We start from the raw sequence: 17,941 nt of genomic DNA, 5'->3' as shown, positions 1-17,941 counted from the left end.
ACCTGTAGGAACAAGGAGAAACGTACATGCTTGACCCAATCTTGAGCCGTTGGCTCGATGTTCAAGCGCAGGCCCTGGACGTGGGCAGTTGCGATCCACAGGAAGTGCTGCCACGGCTGGCAGAGGCCAATGTGTTGCGCGTTGGCGTGCCCAAAGCCCTGGGTGGCCTGGGCGGCGACGTGGCCGGGGCCGTGGAGGCCATCGCCAATATCGCCAGCCATTCCCTGGCGGCGGCGTTCGTCTGCTGGGGCCAACGCTCGTTTATCGAATACCTGCTGCAGAGCCCCAACGCGCCGCTGCGCGAGCAACTGCTGCCGGACTTGCTCAGCGGCAAGCTGGCCGGTGCCACCGGGCTGTCGAATGCGATGAAGTTCCTGTCCGGCATCGAGACGCTGCAGATCAGCGCCGAACCCAACGACCACGGCTGGACCCTCAACGGTCGCCTGCATTGGGTGACCAACCTGCGCAAGAGCGGCTTCGTCGCCGCTGCGGCCGTTGAACACGCGGCTGGCGGCGCGCCGTTTATCCTGGCGATTCCGGATTCAGTGGCCGGCTTGCAGCGCTCCCGCGACCTGGAGTTGCTCGGGCTGCAGTCGAGCAATACCGCTGCCCTCGGCCTGGAAGGCGTGGAGCTGAGCCGCGACTGGTTATTGCATGAGGACGCGCGCCAGTTCCTGCCCGCCGTGCGCCCGGCGTTCCTGGGTTTGCAATGCGGCCTGTCGATCGGGCTGGCGCGCCGCTCCCTGGCGGAGGTGGCTCATCATTTGGGCGCTTCGCGCACCGTATTGCGCGAAGAACTCGAAGCGCTGCGCGTGACCCTCGATCACCTGGTCAACGAACTCAAGAACGGTCTGCTGGCCGGACGATTCGCCGCTGAACCGGTGCCGTTGTTCAAGCTGCGCATTGCCCTGGCTGAAACCGCCGCCAGCGCTGTGCAGCTGGAATTGCAGGCCAGCGGCGGCAAGGCCTACCTCACCGCCCACGGCAGCGGCTTTGCCCGGCGCTGGCGTGAATCGGCGTTTGTGCCCATCGTCACGCCCAGCCTGGTGCAACTGCGCACCGAATTGCACCGCCAGGCCAACCTATGAACCCGGCGGTATTGACGGCGCAGGGCGTTTGCCTGGGGTATGCCAGTGGCCCGGTGTTGGAAGGCTTCGACCTGCAGTTGCAGCCCGGCGAAGTGGTGTCGATCCTCGGCCCCAGCGGCGTGGGCAAGTCCAGTCTGTTACGTGTGCTGGCCGGTTTGCAGGCGCCCCAGGGCGGCAGCGTACGCGTGCTGGGGGAGCCTTTGAATGGCCCGCATCCTCGGGTGGCGGTGGCGTTTCAGGACCCGAGCCTGCTGCCGTGGCTGAACCTGGAAAAGAACGTCGCCTTCGGCCTGGATTTCGCCCGGCAACCGCACTTGGACAATGAACAGCGCCGCCAGCGTGTGGAGCATGCGATCGCCGCTGTCGGCCTGGAACACGCCCGCCACCAATTTCCCGCGCAGCTGTCCGGCGGCATGGCCCAGCGCACCGCATTGGCCCGCTGCCTGGCCCGCCAGCCACAGGTGTTGCTGCTGGACGAGCCCTTCGGCGCCCTCGATGAAGTGACCCGCGCGGACATGCAGCACCTGTTGCTCAAGGTCAATCGCGAACAGGGCTCGGCGGCCGTGCTGATCACCCACGACATCGACGAAGCCTTGCTGCTGTCTGACCGCATCCTGCTGCTGGGCAACCGCCCTGCGCGCACGTTGGGCGAGTGGCAAATCGACTTGCCGCAACCGCGTGAGGACCAGGTCGAAGCCATTGGCGCGCTGCGCATCGACATTCTTAAAACCCTACGGCAGGCGAGCCGCCCTCAACCCAACCCCCTTGATCTGCTGGAGTTTAGCCATGTGTCTGGATGACCTGACCCACTCGCGTCGCGATTTTCTCAAACTCTCGGCGGTGCTCAGCGCCGCTGGTGCCTTGCCGTTGCTCAGCAGCCTGCAGGCGCGCGCCGCCAGTGAGCCCGACGCGCCGGTGCGCATCGGCTACCTGCCGATCACCGACGCCACGCCGCTGTTGGTCGCGCACAATAATGGGCTGTTCGAAGCCGAGGGCATCAAGGCTGAACGCCCGGTGTTGCTGCGCAGCTGGGCCCAGGTGATCGAAGCGTTCATCTCGGGCCAGGTCAACGTAATTCACCTGTTGTCGCCCATGACCGTGTGGGCGCGCTATGCCAGCAAGGTGCCGGCCAAAGTGGTTGCGTGGAACCACGTCGGCGGTTCGGGCCTGACCGTGGCGCCGGGGATCACCGACGTGAAGCAGCTGGGCGGCAAGTCGGTGGCGATTCCGTTCTGGTATTCGATTCATAACGTGGTGGTGCAGCAGTTGTTCCGCGATAACGGGCTGACGCCGGTGGCACGCGCGGCGGGCGGTGCGATTGGCGCCAATGAAGTCAACCTGATCGTGCTGCCGCCGTCGGACATGCCGCCGGCATTGGCCAGCAAGCGCATCGACGGTTACATCGTCGCCGAGCCGTTCAACGCCCTGGCCGAGAACCTCAAGGTCGGCCGGGTGCAGCGCTTTACCGGCGACATATGGCGCAACCATGCCTGCTGCGTGGTGTTCATGCACGAACATGACCTGACCAACCGTCCTGAATGGTCGCAGAAAGTGGTGAACGCCATCGTCAAGGCCCAGGTCTGGACCCGTGACCATCGCGAAGAGGCGGTGAAGCTGCTGTCCAAGGACGGCCCGAACCGCTACACGCCGCATGCCGAACCGGTATTGAGCAAGGTGCTCGCGCCTGCCGCCGCCGATCGCGCCGGGTACCTGGCCGATGGCGCGATCCAGCACGGCAACTGGGACGAGCACCGCATCGACTTCCAACCTTACCCATTCCCCAGCTACACCGAAGAACTGGTGCGCCGCCTCAAAGACACCTTGATCGAAGGCGACAAGCGATTTCTCGCCGACCTCGACCCGGCGTTCGTTGCCAAGGACCTGGTGGACGACCGCTTTGTGCGCAACGCCATCGAGGCCGTCGGCGGCATGCAGACCTTCGGCTTGCCCGACGGTTACGCGCGGCATGAGGAGATTGGCGTTTGAACAACGGAAAAACCGGCGCGTGGCCGGGCTGGTTGCTCGGGTTCGGCGGCCTGGCCGGATTGTTGGTGTTGTGGTGGCTGGGGGTAGAACTGTTTGGCGTGGCGGACGGCCTGTCGGCGCGCTTTTCCCTGGCGGCGACCTTCAGCAGCCTGTGGGAATTGCTCGGGCGCGGTGAGGTGTATGTGCACATCGCGGTGAGCCTCAAGCGCATCTTCGTCGGGCTGTTCCTGGCCTTGCTGGTGGGGGTGCCGCTGGGCTTATTGGTAGGCAGTTCACGCAACCTGGAGGCGGCGACCACGCCGGCCTTCCAGTTTTTGCGGATGATCTCGCCCCTGTCCTGGATGCCGATCGTGGTGATGCTGATGGGGGTAGGGGACCAGCCGATCTATTTCCTGCTGGCGTTCGCCGCCGTGTGGCCGATCATGCTCAACACGGCGGCGGGCGTGCGCCAGCTCGACCCGCGCTGGCTGCAATTGAGCAAGAGCTTGAGCGCGACGCGCTGGGAGACGTTGCGACGGGTGATCATTCCGGGCGTGGTGGGGCATGTGTTGACGGGCGTGCGCCTGGCCATCGGCATTCTGTGGATTGTGCTGGTGCCGTGCGAGATGCTTGGGGTCAGTGCGGGGCTTGGGTATTACATCCTCGATACCCGTGACCGGCTGGCGTATTCGGAACTGATGGCGATGGTGTTGCTGATCGGGCTGCTGGGGTTTGCGCTGGACGCGTTGGCGCGGTGGCTGCATCAGCGCTGGGTGCATGGGGGGTAGCGGTTTTTCCAGGGTGAGCGTCTCGCCGGCAGCGAGACGCTTGTTCATTCAGCGGTGCTCGTAGCCTGGGCCACCGCCGTAGCGATGGTCATGCCAGCCGCCGCCACCTCGTGGGAAAAAGAAGCAGCCGCTCAGGGTCAACATGATCAGCAAGGGAATCAGCAGGGTGATTCGACGCAGCATTGGGGCAATCCTCCAGGGGCTCACAAGGTCAATCGGGCGCGGAACGAGCCAAAGCTTTTCATCGCCTGTAACATGAGACCTTGCCGCCCAGCGTCCATCCCCGTTTTCGGGTATGTGCTTGGCATTTGCGGCGATACACACTGGATACATTCTTTAAGGTTCAGGAACTCGTCATGACCCAGAAACAACGCTTGAAATACTCGATTCTGATTGCCCTGGCCGTTCTGGCCTCGATGTTCGGCCTGTCCTACCTGCAGAACATCGGCGCTATCAGCGAGAAAACCTTCCAGTACCTGGCCATTGCCATTGCCGTGGTGGTGGTCGTGATCAACGGCATCATGCGTCGCAAGGTCAAGCCACACTTCTGATGCGCGCGTGGTTCAGGCGCGTCCCTCGAGCACTTTGGCGGCCTCTTCGTGGAGGCTGTAGCTCTTGTCGGCATTGAGGGTGATCACGCCTTCGCTGCACAGGCGCTTGAGCACCTCGCGCACACTGAGAAACGACAGCGGGATGCCCAGCTCCAGCAAATGGCTGTGCACGCCGCGCACGCCGAGGGTGCGCTGGTTGCCGGCAGCGGTGAGCAGGGCGTCGATGACCTTCAGCCGGATCAGGCTGGTGCGCAGACCGAAACACTTGAGCAAATGGCGAATACGCTGGTTGCCCTGCTGTTCGGGCGTTTTGCCGAACCCATGGGGGGTGTTGCCGACATTGGCCTCGGCGGTCGATGAATGTCCATCCGTGGGCACTTGCGGGTTGTACATGCAAAAACTCCTTATCAGAGCCTGATCAGGAAAATGATGGTGCTCTTATTCAATAAGACGAACGAACGCGCAAAATCATGAAGTGCAGGATGTAGAAATTTTGTCGGTATCGGGTTTGTCACAGTGCGAGCGCCCGGAATAAACCGCCCACGCCATTAAATTATTTTCGGTTGGCTGCGTCCTTACGGTGGGGGAGTTGTCCCTACCGAGGGTGTTCAATTTGACTGTGGAGTCGGCGTGATTATTTTCAACGGGTTGTCCAGGGTATGCGTGGCAGGGCTGTTGCTGGGAATGAGCCTGGCGGCATCGGCGCGGGAGCCGGTGGCGCAGGCGTCCACAGAGATTCGGCGTACCACCTACGGCGTGCCGCACATCCGCGCCAATGATGAGCGCGGCCTGGGTTTCGGCATCGGCTATGCCTATGCCCAGGACAACCTGTGCCTGCTGGCCAATGAAGTGATCACGGTGAACGGCCAGCGCGCCCGGTTCTTCGGCCCCGAGCAGGCAACCCTGGAGGAACGCAACAACCTGACCAGCGATGTGTTCTTTACCTGGCTCAACACACCCGACGCGGTGGAGGCGTTCTGGAAGGCGCAAACGCCGCAGATCCGCCAGCGTATCGAAGGCTATGTGGCCGGTTACAACCGTTATCTGAAAGAGCAGGGCGCGCCAGCGCAGTGTCAGGCGGCGTGGGTGCGTCCGCTGGTCAAGGAAGACCTGATCAAGCTGACCCGTAGGTTGCTGGTAGAAGGCGGCGTCGGCCAATTCGCCGAAGCGTTGGTGGGCGCGACGCCGCCCCAGGCCGTCGCCGCTGTGCAGCCCGATGCCAAGGCATTCGAATTGGCCGCTGCCAATCAACAGCGCTTCACCCTTGACCGGGGCAGCAACGCCGTCGCGGTGGGCCGCGATCGCTCCTTCAATGGGCGTGGCATGTTGCTGGCCAACCCGCACTTCCCGTGGGCGGGCGGCATGCGTTTTTACCAGATGCACCTGACCATCCCCGGCCAACTGGATGTGATGGGCGCGGCGCTGCCTGGGTTGCCGGTGGTGAACATCGGCTTCAACCAGCACGTGGCCTGGACCCATACGGTCGACACCTCCAAGCATTTCACCCTGTATCGCCTGACGCTCGACCCCAAGGACTCCACGCGCTACCTGCTCGATGGCAAGTCCGTGCCCCTGGATAAAACCACGCTGACGCTACAGGTCAAGCAGGCCGATGGCAGGGTCAAGGACGTCACCCATACGGTCTACAGTTCGCAGTTCGGCCCGGTGGTGCAGTGGCCCGGCAAGCTGGATTGGGACAACCATTACGCCTTCAGCCTGCGCGACGCCAACCTCGGCAACGACCGCGTGCTGCAACAGTGGTACGCCATGAACCGCGCCGGCAGCCTCGCGGAACTGCAAACTTCGGTGCACACCCTGCAAGGCATCCCCTGGGTCAACACCCTGGCCGCCGATGATCAGGGCCAGAGCCTGTACATGAACCTGTCGGTGGTGCCCAACGTCAGCGCCGCGAAACTGGCGCAATGCAGCGACCCGCGCGCCGGCCTGCAAATGATCATGCTCGACGGCAGCCGCAGCGCCTGCGCCTGGGACATCGACCCACAGGCCGCCCAGGCCGGTATCTTCGCGGCTGCCCAGTTGCCGCAACTGCAACGCACCGACTATGTGCAGCATTCCAACGACTCCGCGTGGATGGCCAACCCCAAGGCGCCGCTTACCGGCTTCTCCCCGGTAATCAGCCAGGACCACATCGGCCTCGGCCCCCGCGCCCGATTCGCCCTGCAACGCCTGCAATCCCTGGAGAAACAACCCATCAGCGTCAGCGCCCTGCAAAACATGGTCATGGACAACGAGGTGTACCTCGCCGGGCAAGTCATGCCCGACCTGCTGCAGTTCTGCGCCAAACAGCTTGGCACCGATGCTGCCGCGCTGCAGGCGCTGTGCACCAGCCTGAAAACCTGGGACCAACGCGCCAACCTCGACAGCGGCCTGGGCCTGGTGCACTTCATCAACCTGGTGGAACACCTGCAGCAAATACCCGATGCCTGGCGCGTGGCCTTTGACCCGGCGCACCCGCTGACCACCCCGAGCGGCCTGGCCATTGACCGCGCACCCGTGGCCAAAGCCCTGCGCGAAGCCATGCTGGCCTCAAGCACCGCTGTCGACAAACTCGGCCTGAGCCGTTGGGGTGACATCCAGGTCTCCGGCCAAACCCCGATCCACGGTGGCCCGCAAGAGCTGGGCATCTACAACGCCATGCAAACCGTGCCCCGCGCCGACGGCAAACGCGAAGTCGTCAGCGGCACCAGCTATTTGCAAATCGTCACCTTCGACGACAAAGGGCCCCAGGCGGTCGGCGTACTGGCGTTCTCCGAGTCCAGCAATCCTGAGTCAAACTACTTCAAGGACCAGACCCAAGCATTCTCCGAGAAAAAGCTGCGCCCACTGCCATTCACCGACGCCAAAATCAAAGCCGACCCGCACTACCAGGAGCAACGCATCCAGGAGTAGGGCAGGCACGCAACCCCTTGATGCCAATGCGAAATATTTTTGAAATCAAGGGGTTGCAGGCAAAAGCAAATGAGTACATAATGGCGCCCATCGAACGCAATGAAGCATTAAAAACTTTAATGTATTCAATAAGTTAGAGTAGAGGCGCGCTTCACAGAGCCCACTCAAGTTTGTACGCGATGAATGCCGGCAACACAGGCATTGATCGTTTGAGGCCGAGTAGCAAAATGGTTATGCAGCGGATTGCAAATCCGCCTACGCCGGTTCGATTCCGACCTCGGCCTCCACTCTTAGAAACCCCGTAGATTAACGTCTGCGGGGTTTTTTATTGGGTGGGATTTGGTTATTGCTTTCGCAATTTTTCGGATTGCATCCGAAAGCCTACCTTTTCCTCGGGGAATTCGAGAGCTGTTATTGGTATGTCACTCTTAGATTTAGATTGGGCGTGGGAATGTGTTCAAGACTGAGGGGTCTACGTGTCCACTAACGACCAAAAGCAGGCATCCTGTAAGCAAACTCCCAGGTAGAAAAACCTTCCAGATGCTGACAAAGAGGGTTTCTTGGAACCTATCATCCCTTAGGAGATAGGTAGTGCGTCGTTGCTAAAAGATTGATCGGCTAAGAGTAGTCATCGAGTGTCCACAAGACAAGTCACTGAACTAGGGAGTCTCCTACGCGTCAGCTAGACAGCCTTAAGGCCGATCGGTAACGTCTAGCCATCGCGTCACCTTGGTTGGTTTGGTATCTTTTGCCTTTTATGTGATGGTTGCGCCTGGCTTAGTCGAGCTTTCCATTTTTGCGCCTCCACCAATCAGGGGTTTTACTACATGACAATGGATTTTATCAAACAGCTCAAGGCGTGTTATCCACCGGCAATGCCGCCTAATTAGTAGTCAGGCCTTTTCACAGGAGATTGGAATCTATGCTCAAAGCGATTCAGACCCGTTATAAAGGACATAAATTTAGATCGCGTTTAGAGGCCAGATGGGCAGTATTTTTTGATGTTGCTGGAATTAAGTGGATATACGAGCATGAAGGTTTTGTGATTGATAATACGCCATATTTGCCAGATTTCTTTTTGCCAGAGTTCGGTTATTTCGAGGTCAAGGGCAAGCCTGAGTATGATGGGAACCTAATGCAGGAGTTTTCAAATCAATCTGGGGAGCTTGTTATTCTTGCATTTGAAGAAATACCTTTTCTCGAAAATGGAAATGGATATCTAAAAGTACTGTCCCCAAATTCATATCATGAAGGTGGTGATCTAATGTTTTGGGGGTACAATGATATGTTTTTGCAGTGCGATGGCTGCGGAAAAATAACAATTCAAAATGAAGTTTACGACACGATTAAGGGTAACTGTTGCGATGGCTTCCGAGAAATGTCCATTGAGCACGCATTACTAACGGCTAGGGAGGCCCGATTTGAGCATGGGGAAAAACCTAACACCTAAAAAGGGGTTTGAATCGTTCGCTTCGTTCGCTGGAACGTGTTAAAGCCAGCCCCTTAACCGAGAGTTACGAATATGATGAGAAATACCTCTGAACGCTGGGAGCGCTTTCTTGACCCTGACGTGGTCAAACCCTCTCTTTTTCTAGCGACAATGTTCATCACAGCATTTGAGATACTTAAAAACTCGGTAATTGATCACCTGCGTAATTTTTATGCAGAAGGCTGGGACGAAAACGGCCCAATCATTAGCCCTGAATATCAGAATAGAATTTTGTCTCGCAACAAGAGCGCGCTTTATGCATCCTTTGATTGGCTGCAAGAAAGTGGAGCCATAGGCAGCAAAGATTTGGAGCAATACGAAAAGCTCAAAAGAACTAGGAATTTGTTAGCGCATCAACTATTTGAAGTGGTGACAGGTCAGATTGAATCGAAGCATGAAGCTCATTTCGAAGAGCTATTAGAACTGCTGCGAAAAATAGAGGTGTGGTGGGTTGTTAACCTTGAAATTGCCACCAATCCAGATTTTGGCGGACAGGAAATTGATGAGACAAGCATTGTTCCTGGCTCTATCTTGTCATTGCAGATGCTTATTGAAGTGGCGTCTGGCAATACTGAGCTTCTTGAGCAGTGGCGCGAAGCACAAAAGCAACGCGGAGCAGACGGAGACAATGCATATACGGACTCTCCCCAAAAATAGCGGGCGAAGCTTTTGATTTATCACTGCCGTCTGTGAGGTTACATGCGTAGAACGGGCCTTTCAAAAGCGCGAGGCGCTGGCCATTTTGTAGTTCGTGCAGCGCGGGGCCACGTGGATCATCATTCGACTTGTAGACCCTCGATGACCGCTATCGGCCGATAGCCGCCTGCCGCATCGGCGCTACCTGATCCTGACAACAAGACTCATCGCGATCGTGTGCCCAACGGATCAGCAATAGCCAAATTCTTGGATTACAGTCTTAAACGGGGCAGCGGCGATCATGAGTGTGATCCAATCGGCGCGTATGAATGGGCATGATCCGTATGCATATCTGAAGGATGTGCTGACACGACTGCCGACACAGCGGGCAAGTGAGATTGGGGAGCTGTTGCCACACAATTGGAGCCACCCTTGATAGCCCCGATATGTAAGGATGCTTTCATCACACGGATAGAAAGGGGAAGACGCCATGGACGCAGTAATCCGGCTTGCCAAACTTGCCGATATCGATGCGATTTTTAAGATTCGAACCAGTGTTCGGGAAAATCACTTAACTCAAGATCAGTTAACGGAGATAGGCATAACGCCTGAAGCGATAAGTCAGGCAATTTCAAAGACTCCGTGCGCTTGGGTCGCGGAGGTCAACGGTGTTCCAGTCGGTTTTTCGATGGTCGATATTGAAGATGGTTGCGTATTCGCGGTCTTCGTCTTGCCGGAATTCGAAGGGTACGGGTTGGGGCGCAATCTGATGCACAAAGCAGAGTCTTTTCTATTTCAACGCCATCAGAAGATATGGTTAGAAACCGCTGAAGCAAGCCGTGCCAGCGGATTCTATAGAAACCTTGGCTGGCAGCCAGTGAAGAAGCTACCGGAAGGTGACATTCGTTTTGAGAAGCAACTGAAGTAAAGCGAGAATAAAGGTATCGAGACGGTTAGATGGGCGCCCGGCCAATTGCGCAAGGTGTGTTTGGCGGACGCTTACCCTCGGCCTCCACTCTTAAGAACCCAGTAGATTAACGCCTACGGAGGTTTGTATTGCCTGCGGTTTGGTGTCATCCGGCTTTCAGAACCTCATGCGTTATGGCCCCCCGCAACAACCGCTTGTACGATGTCCTACCACACGGTATTACTACATCTCCCCAACAAAAATAAAATCACGGAGACCGCTACATGGACTCATCCCTGTCCGCCCAACCTCAAAGCCTCGACCCCGCAAAGGGCAATACCCGTCGCAGCTTCCTGAAAAAATCCCTCGCTGTTTCCGCCACGCTCGCCACCGTCGGCAGCACCGCACTGGCCCGGCTCTCCGAAGCCGCCGAACCCTTGAGTCAGCGTTACCCTGATCCATTGGTTCACATCCTCGACGACAGTTTTCTCGAGCTACGCGTATTCAACGCCAGCGTTGAAAAACTCGCCACCGGTATGCGCTGGGCCGAAGGGCCGGTGTGGGTCGGTGATGGCCGCTATTTGTTGGTCAGCGACATTCCCAATAATCGCATCATGCGCTGGGACGAGATCAGCGACACCTTCACCGTGTACCGCGAACACTCGAATTTCTCCAACGGCATGTGCCGGGATCGCCAGGGGCGTCTGATCGTCTGCGAAGGCTCGACCACCACCAGCGAAGGCCGTCGCATCACGCGCACCGAATACAATGGCACGATCACCGTGCTGGCCGACAGCTTCGACGGTAAGCGCTTCAATTCGCCCAACGACATTGTCTGCAAAAGTGACGGATCGATCTGGTTCACCGACCCGCCATTCCAGACCGGCAACAACTACGAAGGGCACAAAATCACCCCGACCCAGCCCCACGCCGTGTACCGCATCGACGGCGAGAGCCAAGCAGTCACGCGGGTAATCGACGACCTCAATGGCCCCAACGGCCTGTGCTTTTCTCCCGATGAGAAAACCCTGTACGTCGTCGAAGGTCGCGCCAAGCCCAATCGCCTGATCTGGGCGATTGCCGTGAAGGACGACGGCACGCTGGGCGAACGCCGCAAGCACATCGAGGGGCTGGACTATGCCGCAATCGACGGCATCAAATGCGACGAAGCCGGCAACCTGTGGTGCGGCTGGGGCGGCAATGGGGATCCCAAGGCTGACCTGGAAAAACTCGATGGCGTGCGCGTGTTCAATCCGCAGGGCAAGCCCATCGGGCACATTTCGCTGCCAGAGCGCTGCCCGAATGTGTGCTTTGGGGGGCGTGAAGGGAATCGGCTGTTCATGGCCAGTAGTCATTCGATCTACGCGCTGTTTGTGAATACGCGTGGGGCTACGTTTGTGTTGTGAAGACGACATCCCGCCGCGCATCCGAGGATGCGCGGCCTTCAGGCCCGTTCTGACGAGCGCGCAATTTTGTCATCGTTCGCCAGCAATCCCGGCATGTAGTCTTGAAGGAACGCCACCCAGGTTTTGATTTTGGCATCGACGAATTTTCGTGAAGGGTAGATCGCAAACAGGTTCAACTCTTCGAAACGATATTTCGGCAGCACCCGCACCAGGGTGCCTGCCTTGAGGCCGGCCACGGCGGACGCGATCGGCTGGATGCCAATGCCCATGCCAAGCGTGATGGCGACGGTCATGGCATCGGCGGTGTTGACGTGGAACGGCGACAGCGGCGTGGTCACGGTTTCCACGCCTTCAGGCCCTTCGAAAATCCAGTGTTCAGCCGGCATGACCGTGTTGACGATTCTCAAGCAATCACGCTCACCCAGCGAACCCGGGGTGTCGGGCATTCCGCGTTTGTTCAGGTAGTCAGGCGAAGCGCACAGGATGCTGTAGGTGGTGCCCAGCCGCTGCGCAACGAAGCCCGAATCCGGCAGGTCCCGCGCCAGCACGATCGACATGTCGTAGCCTTCCTCCAGCAGATCCGGCAGCCGATTGTTCAGCGTCAAATCAAACAGTACCGAGGGATAGGTCTCTCGGTATTTTGCGATGGCGTCGATCACGTAGTGATTGCCGACGGCCGCCATGGCGTGGATTTTCAAGCGGCCCACGGGCGTGACCTGTGCGGTGCCGGCTTCCTCGTCGGCCTCCCGCAGCTCGTCCAGAATCTTCTCGCAGCGTTGCAGGTAACGTGTGCCGGCCTCGGTCAGCGCCAGGCGCCGGGTCGTGCGGTTGATCAGGCGGGTTTGCAGGCGGGCCTCGAGGTGGGTGACCGCTTTGGAAACGTGGTTCGTGGTGGTGTCCAGCAACTGGGCCGCCGCAGTAAAACTGCCGCTTTGGGCGACCGCCAGGAAACAGCGCATGGTCTGGAAAACATCCATCATTATCACCTCAAGGGAAAAAGGAACGGCCAGCGCCGTCCCTGTCGCGTACTAGTGTTTGCGCGGGATGAAACCCGGAACCCCCGTCTCGACCACCGAGTTGAAGCGTATGCGCGTGGTGATCTCTTCGCGAATTTCCTGCATGGCCCTATGGGGCAGGGTGGTGATGTTGAAGTTTTCGCGGATATGGCTCGGTGTCGCCGAGGTGGTCAGGAACGCGGCGCCGCGCTGTACCGCCCAAGCCAGCAATACTTGGGCCGGCGTGCGATGCAAATGCCGGGCGATACTGGTAATCACCTCGTCTTCCAACACGTTCGGCTCCATGCCATGCCCGAGTGGGGCAAAGGCGAGGACGACGATTCCATGCTGTTTGCAGAATTCCAGCAGTTCCCATTCCGGCAGGTAAGGGTGGGATTCGACCTGCACCACGGCAGGCTTGATCCGCGCCTGGGCGACAAGCTCCTTCAGCGCTTGGAGCGTGATATCGGACAGGCCGATAGATCCGCAACGGCCTTCATCCACCAGTTGCTCGAGCGCCCGCCAGGTGTCGATCAGCTTCACGTCGTTGTCGTAGAGGACATGACCGAACGCATCGCGTGGGTCCTGATCGTCACCTGCCTTGAATGCGAAGGGCGTGTGGATCAGATAGCAATCGATGTAGTCCACCTGAAGCCGACGGCAACTGGCCTCGAACGCAGGCAATACGCGCTCGGGACGGTGGTTGGTGTTCCACAGCTTGGTGGTGATGAACAGGTCTTCGCGCCGCGCCTTGCCCGTGTCCATGAAGGCTTTGAAGGCAACGCCTACACGTTCTTCGTTGCGATACCGCTCGGCGCAATCAAAATGGCGGAACCCGGTTTCCAGCGCGTGGGTGACCGCCTCGGTGGTGACGCTGAGGTCTTTGAACAGGGTGCCGAAACCGACGGCGGGCATTTTGCCCGTGCCGTGATTCAGCGCAAATGTTGTAGCGCGCAGTTCATCGTGAAACGCTTCGTAGGACATGTCATTACTCCAATATCGAGGCCGCAGCCTCTACTGATAGGCACGTTGTGGGGCTTGGTGGCGAGCAATCCGTTGCTCACCGACGCCGACGGTGTTGCCGCCGAGGGCGACAAACAGCTGCACGATGTCGAGGTACTGCGCGGTCTTCGCGCGGACATGGCCCAGCAACGACTGTTGATAGGCGCGCTCGGCTTCCAATACCTGGAGGATGCTGGTTTCACCCAGGGCGTAGGCTTGCTGGTTCAGCCCCAGGCTGGTTTGCGCCGCTTGCAGGGCCTCTTCTTGGGCGCGCAACTCTTCGGCGTCATGGTTGATCGCTTGCAGCGTGTCCGCGACCTGGCCGAACGAGCTGATGACGGTCTGCTGATAGCCGGCCAGCGCCGCGTTGTAGCCTTCAATCGCTGCCTGCTGCTCGGCCTTGAGGCTGCCGCCATTGAAGATCGGCCCGGCGACGCCCGCCGCGAAACCCCAGAGCGCAGCAGCGCCATTGCCTGACGCCGCCTGGGCGAACGAGGCGGACAACGTCACCCGTGGATACAAATTGGCGGTGGCCACGCCGACAGCGGCGCTGGCAATGTGCAGCCCGGCCTCGGCCTGGCGTACGTCCGGGCGGTTGTGCGCCATTTCCGAGGGCAGGCTCACCGGCACGTTTGATGGCAAGGTGAATTCATCGAGATGGAAGTCCGGCGCGATCCAGTCAGCCGGTCCCTTGCCGGCCAGGATCGACAGCGCATGGCCGGCCGCCTGCCGTTGCTGGGCCAGCGGTGGCAGCAGGGTGCGGTCCTGGGCCAGACGCGTTTCGGCCAACGACACGTCGATTCGCGTGGCACTGCCGTTGAGACGGGCCGCGCGCACCAGTTCGAGGTTTTTGCTGTCATTGGCCAGCAGTTTTTCCACGGCCAGGATTTGCGCATTGGCCGAGGCCACCCGCAAGGCCTGACTGGCGACTTCGCCGGTCAGGGTCAGGTACGCCGCTTCGAAACGATGCCGTTGCAGCTCGGTAAACGCTTGCCGCTGTTCGACCAGCCGTTGATTGCCGCCGAACACATCCAGATCAAAACCGACCCTAGGCCCGACCGCGTAGATATTGGCGGTCGAAGGTGCCTGGGCGTTGTGCACGCGCTGGCGACCCGCCGTGGCGCCGAAGTCGGCTTGCGGGTACAGCGCACCTTGTGCCGCTGCCACGGCTTGAGACGCCTGGCGAAGGGTTGCGTCGGCAGCAACCAGTTCAAGGTTGCCATCAATGGCACGGCGCATTACCTGGTCCAGCTTGGCTGAGCGCAAGGCAGACCACCATTGCCCGCTGACTTTTTGACCGAGCGCAATGCGTTGCTGAGCGCCCAGACGTTGTTCGGCCTGCGGGTCGTAATGCTGCGAAGGGCTCGGTTCAGGTGCTTTGAAGTCAGGGCCAACGCTGCAGGCCGAGAGAAAAGCCAGTGCCGACAGTGCCGCGAGTTTCGGTTGGAACAGGTGGATGGATTTCATTGGGCACACTCCACGAAGCTAGTTGGCCGCAGCAGGTTTGCGAAGAAAGAGCATCAGCGGGCACACCACCAGCATGGCCACCATCAGGATCTTGAATTGGTTGACCACAGCGATGAACGCCGCCTGGTGGGTGATCAGGTGGTTGAGCCCTTCAAGCGCCTGCAGCGACAGCGGCGCGCTGCCGAAATGGGCAGCAGCGCGATAGGCCGTCACGTTGCTGGCCAGCGCCGAGTGCATCGCCTGGGTGGTGTTGAAGAAGAAAATCTGCACGATCGCCACGCCGAGAGTGCTGCCGTATACCCGCGACAGATTGAACAGGCCGGTGCCTTCGGCACGCAACGCGGGGTCGAGGGTGCTGAACGCAACCTTGGTCAGCGCCGGCATCAGGATGCCGATGCCGATTCCCTGTATCGCACCGGTTACCGCAACGGGCCAGCCGTCCATCAACGGCGAATAGCCGAGCATCAGCCAGTTGGCATAAATCACCGCTCCCGCGCCTGCCGCCACGAACAGTCGACGGTCGAAGCGCTCAGGCACACGCCCCATCAACAGGAACCCGCCGACCAGGGCGATGCCCCGTGGCAGGGTCAGCGCACCGGTGGTGTCAGGCGGGTAGCCGAGAATCTCATTGAGCATCGGCGACGTCAGGGCCATGGTCGACAGCAGCACAAAACCCACGGCGAAAAAAATGATCGTCGACAGCACGAAATTGCGATCACCCAGTAGACGCTTGTTGAGGAAATGAGCCTTTCTGGTCAATACATGCGCCAGGAACCCATACAGGCCCAGCGCACTGGCCAGCGCCTCGGCCCAGATTTCCGGCGAGTCGAACCAGTCCATGCGCTCGCCACGGTCGAGCAGCATTTGCAGGCTGATCAATGCCAGGGTGAAGGTACCAAAACCAAAGAAGTCGAACGCCGGGGCCTTCGTGGCTTTTTTCTCGGCCAGCAGCAATGCCACGACCAGGAAGATGTAGGCCGACAACGGCAGGCTGACGTAGAAAATCGGGCGCCAGTCGTAATGCTCGGCAATCCAGCCACCGATGGCCGGGCCGCTGACGATGCCCACCAGCACGATGGCCGTCCAGGTTGCGCCGAACTTCAGGCGTTTTTCGGGGGCCAACGTCTCCATGGCAATTGCCATCGACAGGGGCGCCAACACGCCACTGGCCAGGCCCTGGATGACTCGTGCGCCGATGAACGCCAGCGCAGTGCTGGAAACCGTAGCCAGCAGCAAGCCGAGCACAAAGAAGGCCAGCGCGGCTTGATACACCCGCTTCAAGCCAAAACGTGCGGTAAGCCATTGCGCGACCGGCAGGGTGATCGCGCTCGCCGCCAGGTACGCGGTGAAGATCCAGCCCGCCTGGTCGTCGGTCATCGACAGGCTGCCTTGAATCAACCGCAGTACCGCGTTCGGCAACGGCAGGTTCGCCGACTGCATGTAGGTCGCGAGCAGAACGGCCAACCTGAGCGAGCGCGCACTGCTTGCATGCGGGGTTGTCTGAGCATGGGCGTTCATTGCAAGTGACCTGCCGACAGTAACGATTTGAGCGGGTGCCACCATGGCGTGCGATGTCCGGTATCCACCGTGACCGTAGCGCTGGTGCCTGAAAACAGCGGCAGGGCAGGGTCTGCGTCATCCAGTTCAAGGCGAACCGGGACGCGCTGGACCACTTTCACCCAGTTGCCGGTGGCATTTTCCGGCGGCAGCAGGGCGAAGTCCGAACCGGCGCCGGGGCTCATGCTGGTGACGTGGGCCTTGAACACGCGGTCCGGGTAGGTGTCGATGCGGATGGTCGCTTCCTGGCCGGGGCGCATGTGCGTCAGCTGGGTTTCGCGGAAGTTGGCCTCAACCCAGGTTTGGCGGTCGTCAATCAACGCAAAGGCCGGCGCGCCGCTGTCGAGGTGGTTGCCCACCTGAACGTCATCGACCTTGGCAACGATACCGTCAGCCGGCGCGTAAACCGTGGCATACGACAGGTAGAGCTGCGCCTCGTCCAGAATGGCCCTGGCCTCTCGGACGCTGGGGTGAGTGTCGGCTTCGATGTTCGGGTTGCCGTTCAACGCTGAAACGGTGGCGGCGATCTGTTGTTCGATGGACGCGATGCGCTGCAGCGCCACCTTGAGGTCGGTTTCCGAGCGTTCATAAAGGGAACGGGACACGAACTCGGTTGCCACCAACGCTTTCTTGCGGGCAAATTCCTTGCGGTCGAAGCCCGCCGACGCTTTCGCCGACTGCAGTTGCGCCTGTTGCTGGCGATAGCTGGCCTTGAGGCCATCGATGCGCAGCCGTGCGACACCCAGTTGCGCTTCGGCACGATCGATCGCGATCTGCAACGGCTTGGGGTCGATGCGAAACAACGCTTGGCCTTGGGCCACCTTTTGATTGTCGTCAACCATGATTTCCACTACCTGCCCGGAAATACGTGCGTTGATCGTGGCCTTGGCTACCCGGGCGTAGGCGTTATTGGTCGTGATGAAAGGCACGCCGGCCACGTAGTACGCGTAGCCAACGACGGCGAAGAGCGCGGGCACGCCGACCATCAGCCAGGGCCGCACCTTTTCCTTCAAGGAGGTGTTGATGGGCGATGGGGTTTCAAAGGCCTGCGAAGCCGGGAGGTCGATTTGCGTAGTCATGATCGAGTGCACCTTTAACCGGGAAGCCGGGCCTGGCGTCGTCGCCTGGCACCGACAGGAATAACTGCTGTTGGAAAGCAAACCCGCAGGTGGTTGGGAGG

General features: G+C 59.7%; 17 protein-coding genes, 1 tRNA gene and 1 pseudogene. 12 read left to right on the top strand and 7 right to left on the bottom strand.

Translation table 11 applies throughout. The annotated features are described in order from the left end of the window. Positions 1-26: 26 nt before the first annotated feature. Genes C4J86_RS14140 through C4J86_RS14125 form a run of 4 tightly spaced genes read left to right on the top strand, consistent with a single transcriptional unit; the run spans position 27 to position 3,841 of the window. Entirely contained in the window at positions 27-1,088 is a 1,062-nt protein-coding gene (locus C4J86_RS14140) for an acyl-CoA dehydrogenase family protein (RefSeq protein WP_124370846.1), read from the top strand. Further along, the gene (locus C4J86_RS14135) at positions 1,085-1,888 is read left to right on the top strand and encodes an ABC transporter ATP-binding protein (protein ID WP_124370845.1); all 804 of its coding nucleotides are present in this window, start codon (positions 1,085-1,087) and stop codon (positions 1,886-1,888) included. The genes C4J86_RS14140 and C4J86_RS14135 overlap by 4 nt, the downstream gene beginning before the upstream one ends. Continuing rightward, complete coding sequence (locus C4J86_RS14130; protein WP_124370844.1) at positions 1,875-3,074, top strand: ABC transporter substrate-binding protein; 1,200 nt, start codon at positions 1,875-1,877, stop codon at positions 3,072-3,074. The genes C4J86_RS14135 and C4J86_RS14130 overlap by 14 nt, the downstream gene beginning before the upstream one ends. Continuing rightward, positions 3,071-3,841 (top strand): ABC transporter permease, encoded by a 771-nt coding sequence (locus C4J86_RS14125; protein WP_124370843.1) that lies wholly within the window; start codon positions 3,071-3,073, stop codon positions 3,839-3,841. The genes C4J86_RS14130 and C4J86_RS14125 overlap by 4 nt, the downstream gene beginning before the upstream one ends. A gap of 48 nt (positions 3,842-3,889) precedes the next feature. On the opposite strand, the gene C4J86_RS27065 is transcribed toward C4J86_RS14125, so the two are convergent. Beyond that, on the bottom strand, positions 3,890-4,024 hold the full coding sequence (locus tag C4J86_RS27065) for a hypothetical protein (RefSeq protein WP_256657411.1): 135 nt from the start codon (positions 4,022-4,024) through the stop codon (positions 3,890-3,892). 173 nt (positions 4,025-4,197) lie between these two features. Between C4J86_RS27065 and C4J86_RS14120 the strand changes: the two genes are divergently transcribed. Further along, positions 4,198-4,392 (top strand): hypothetical protein, encoded by a 195-nt coding sequence (locus C4J86_RS14120; protein WP_124363023.1) that lies wholly within the window; start codon positions 4,198-4,200, stop codon positions 4,390-4,392. A gap of 12 nt (positions 4,393-4,404) precedes the next feature. Here C4J86_RS14120 and C4J86_RS14115 read toward each other — a convergent pair whose 3' ends face one another. Then, the gene (locus C4J86_RS14115) at positions 4,405-4,785 is read right to left on the bottom strand and encodes a fe2+ zn2+ uptake regulation protein (protein ID WP_124370842.1); all 381 of its coding nucleotides are present in this window, start codon (positions 4,783-4,785) and stop codon (positions 4,405-4,407) included. Between the two features lie 237 nt (positions 4,786-5,022). Between C4J86_RS14115 and C4J86_RS14110 the strand changes: the two genes are divergently transcribed. From C4J86_RS14110 to C4J86_RS14080, 7 genes and pseudogenes are all read left to right on the top strand, one after another. After that, positions 5,023-7,302 (top strand): acylase, encoded by a 2,280-nt coding sequence (locus tag C4J86_RS14110; RefSeq protein WP_124370841.1) that lies wholly within the window; start codon positions 5,023-5,025, stop codon positions 7,300-7,302. Positions 7,303-7,515: 213 nt separating this feature from the next. Continuing rightward, positions 7,516-7,589, top strand: a tRNA-Cys gene (locus C4J86_RS14105). A gap of 635 nt (positions 7,590-8,224) precedes the next feature. Continuing rightward, the gene (locus C4J86_RS14100) at positions 8,225-8,752 is read left to right on the top strand and encodes a hypothetical protein (protein ID WP_124370840.1); all 528 of its coding nucleotides are present in this window, start codon (positions 8,225-8,227) and stop codon (positions 8,750-8,752) included. Between the two features lie 72 nt (positions 8,753-8,824). After that, positions 8,825-9,448 carry a hypothetical protein gene (locus tag C4J86_RS14095; RefSeq protein WP_218567876.1) on the top strand — a complete coding sequence of 208 codons (624 nt, stop codon included), beginning with the start codon at positions 8,825-8,827 and terminating at the stop codon, positions 9,446-9,448. Positions 9,449-9,716: 268 nt separating this feature from the next. Then, positions 9,717-9,863: pseudogene (locus C4J86_RS14090) on the top strand (transposase domain-containing protein); the annotation flags it as partial. 54 nt (positions 9,864-9,917) lie between these two features. Then, a complete protein-coding gene (locus tag C4J86_RS14085) occupies positions 9,918-10,355 on the top strand; it encodes a GNAT family N-acetyltransferase (RefSeq protein ID WP_124370839.1) in 438 nt (145 codons plus the stop codon). Positions 10,356-10,618: 263 nt separating this feature from the next. Continuing rightward, positions 10,619-11,740, top strand: coding sequence for an SMP-30/gluconolactonase/LRE family protein (locus tag C4J86_RS14080; RefSeq protein WP_124370838.1), 1,122 nt, complete (start codon positions 10,619-10,621; stop codon positions 11,738-11,740). 38 nt (positions 11,741-11,778) lie between these two features. Here the strand turns inward: C4J86_RS14080 and C4J86_RS14075 are convergent, their stop codons facing one another. Genes C4J86_RS14075 through C4J86_RS14055 form a run of 5 tightly spaced genes read right to left on the bottom strand, consistent with a single transcriptional unit; the run spans position 11,779 to position 17,840 of the window. After that, the gene (locus C4J86_RS14075) at positions 11,779-12,717 is read right to left on the bottom strand and encodes a LysR family transcriptional regulator (RefSeq protein WP_124370837.1); all 939 of its coding nucleotides are present in this window, start codon (positions 12,715-12,717) and stop codon (positions 11,779-11,781) included. A 51-nt stretch (positions 12,718-12,768) separates the two neighbouring features. Next, positions 12,769-13,719 (bottom strand): aldo/keto reductase, encoded by a 951-nt coding sequence (locus tag C4J86_RS14070; protein WP_124367184.1) that lies wholly within the window; start codon positions 13,717-13,719, stop codon positions 12,769-12,771. A gap of 30 nt (positions 13,720-13,749) precedes the next feature. Next, complete coding sequence (locus C4J86_RS14065) at positions 13,750-15,204, bottom strand: efflux transporter outer membrane subunit (RefSeq protein WP_124367183.1); 1,455 nt, start codon at positions 15,202-15,204, stop codon at positions 13,750-13,752. 18 nt (positions 15,205-15,222) lie between these two features. Further along, positions 15,223-16,722 carry a DHA2 family efflux MFS transporter permease subunit gene (locus C4J86_RS14060; protein ID WP_124370836.1) on the bottom strand — a complete coding sequence of 500 codons (1,500 nt, stop codon included), beginning with the start codon at positions 16,720-16,722 and terminating at the stop codon, positions 15,223-15,225. Continuing rightward, on the bottom strand, positions 16,719-17,840 hold the full coding sequence (locus tag C4J86_RS14055; RefSeq protein ID WP_124367181.1) for an HlyD family secretion protein: 1,122 nt from the start codon (positions 17,838-17,840) through the stop codon (positions 16,719-16,721). Before C4J86_RS14055 ends, C4J86_RS14060 begins: the two co-directional genes overlap by 4 nt. Positions 17,841-17,941 lie beyond the last annotated feature (101 nt).

Source organism: Pseudomonas sp. R2-7-07, assembly GCF_003852355.1.
In the GTDB taxonomy this organism is placed as follows: Bacteria; Pseudomonadota; Gammaproteobacteria; order Pseudomonadales; family Pseudomonadaceae; genus Aquipseudomonas.
The sequence above is the reverse complement of the archived record's forward strand: the minus strand, read 5'-3'. Positions and strand labels throughout refer to the sequence as shown.

Excerpts from the sequence above, each read along its gene's own strand:
- C4J86_RS14140 (WP_124370846.1), top strand. The coding sequence starts at position 27 with ATGCTTGACCCAATCTTGAGCCGTTGGCTCGATGTTCAAGCGCAGGCC.
- C4J86_RS14135 (WP_124370845.1), top strand. The coding sequence starts at position 1,085 with ATGAACCCGGCGGTATTGACGGCGCAGGGCGTTTGCCTGGGGTATGCC.
- C4J86_RS14130 (WP_124370844.1), top strand. The coding sequence starts at position 1,875 with ATGTGTCTGGATGACCTGACCCACTCGCGTCGCGATTTTCTCAAACTC.
- C4J86_RS27065 (WP_256657411.1), bottom strand. The coding sequence starts at position 4,024 with ATGCTGCGTCGAATCACCCTGCTGATTCCCTTGCTGATCATGTTGACC.
- C4J86_RS14120 (WP_124363023.1), top strand. The coding sequence starts at position 4,198 with ATGACCCAGAAACAACGCTTGAAATACTCGATTCTGATTGCCCTGGCC.
- C4J86_RS14115 (WP_124370842.1), bottom strand. The coding sequence starts at position 4,785 with ATGTACAACCCGCAAGTGCCCACGGATGGACATTCATCGACCGCCGAG.
- C4J86_RS14100 (WP_124370840.1), top strand. The coding sequence starts at position 8,225 with ATGCTCAAAGCGATTCAGACCCGTTATAAAGGACATAAATTTAGATCG.
- C4J86_RS14095 (WP_218567876.1), top strand. The coding sequence starts at position 8,825 with ATGATGAGAAATACCTCTGAACGCTGGGAGCGCTTTCTTGACCCTGAC.
- C4J86_RS14085 (WP_124370839.1), top strand. The coding sequence starts at position 9,918 with ATGGACGCAGTAATCCGGCTTGCCAAACTTGCCGATATCGATGCGATT.
- C4J86_RS14080 (WP_124370838.1), top strand. The coding sequence starts at position 10,619 with ATGGACTCATCCCTGTCCGCCCAACCTCAAAGCCTCGACCCCGCAAAG.
- C4J86_RS14075 (WP_124370837.1), bottom strand. The coding sequence starts at position 12,717 with ATGGATGTTTTCCAGACCATGCGCTGTTTCCTGGCGGTCGCCCAAAGC.
- C4J86_RS14070 (WP_124367184.1), bottom strand. The coding sequence starts at position 13,719 with ATGTCCTACGAAGCGTTTCACGATGAACTGCGCGCTACAACATTTGCG.
- C4J86_RS14065 (WP_124367183.1), bottom strand. The coding sequence starts at position 15,204 with ATGAAATCCATCCACCTGTTCCAACCGAAACTCGCGGCACTGTCGGCA.
- C4J86_RS14060 (WP_124370836.1), bottom strand. The coding sequence starts at position 16,722 with ATGAACGCCCATGCTCAGACAACCCCGCATGCAAGCAGTGCGCGCTCG.
- C4J86_RS14055 (WP_124367181.1), bottom strand. The coding sequence starts at position 17,840 with ATGACTACGCAAATCGACCTCCCGGCTTCGCAGGCCTTTGAAACCCCA.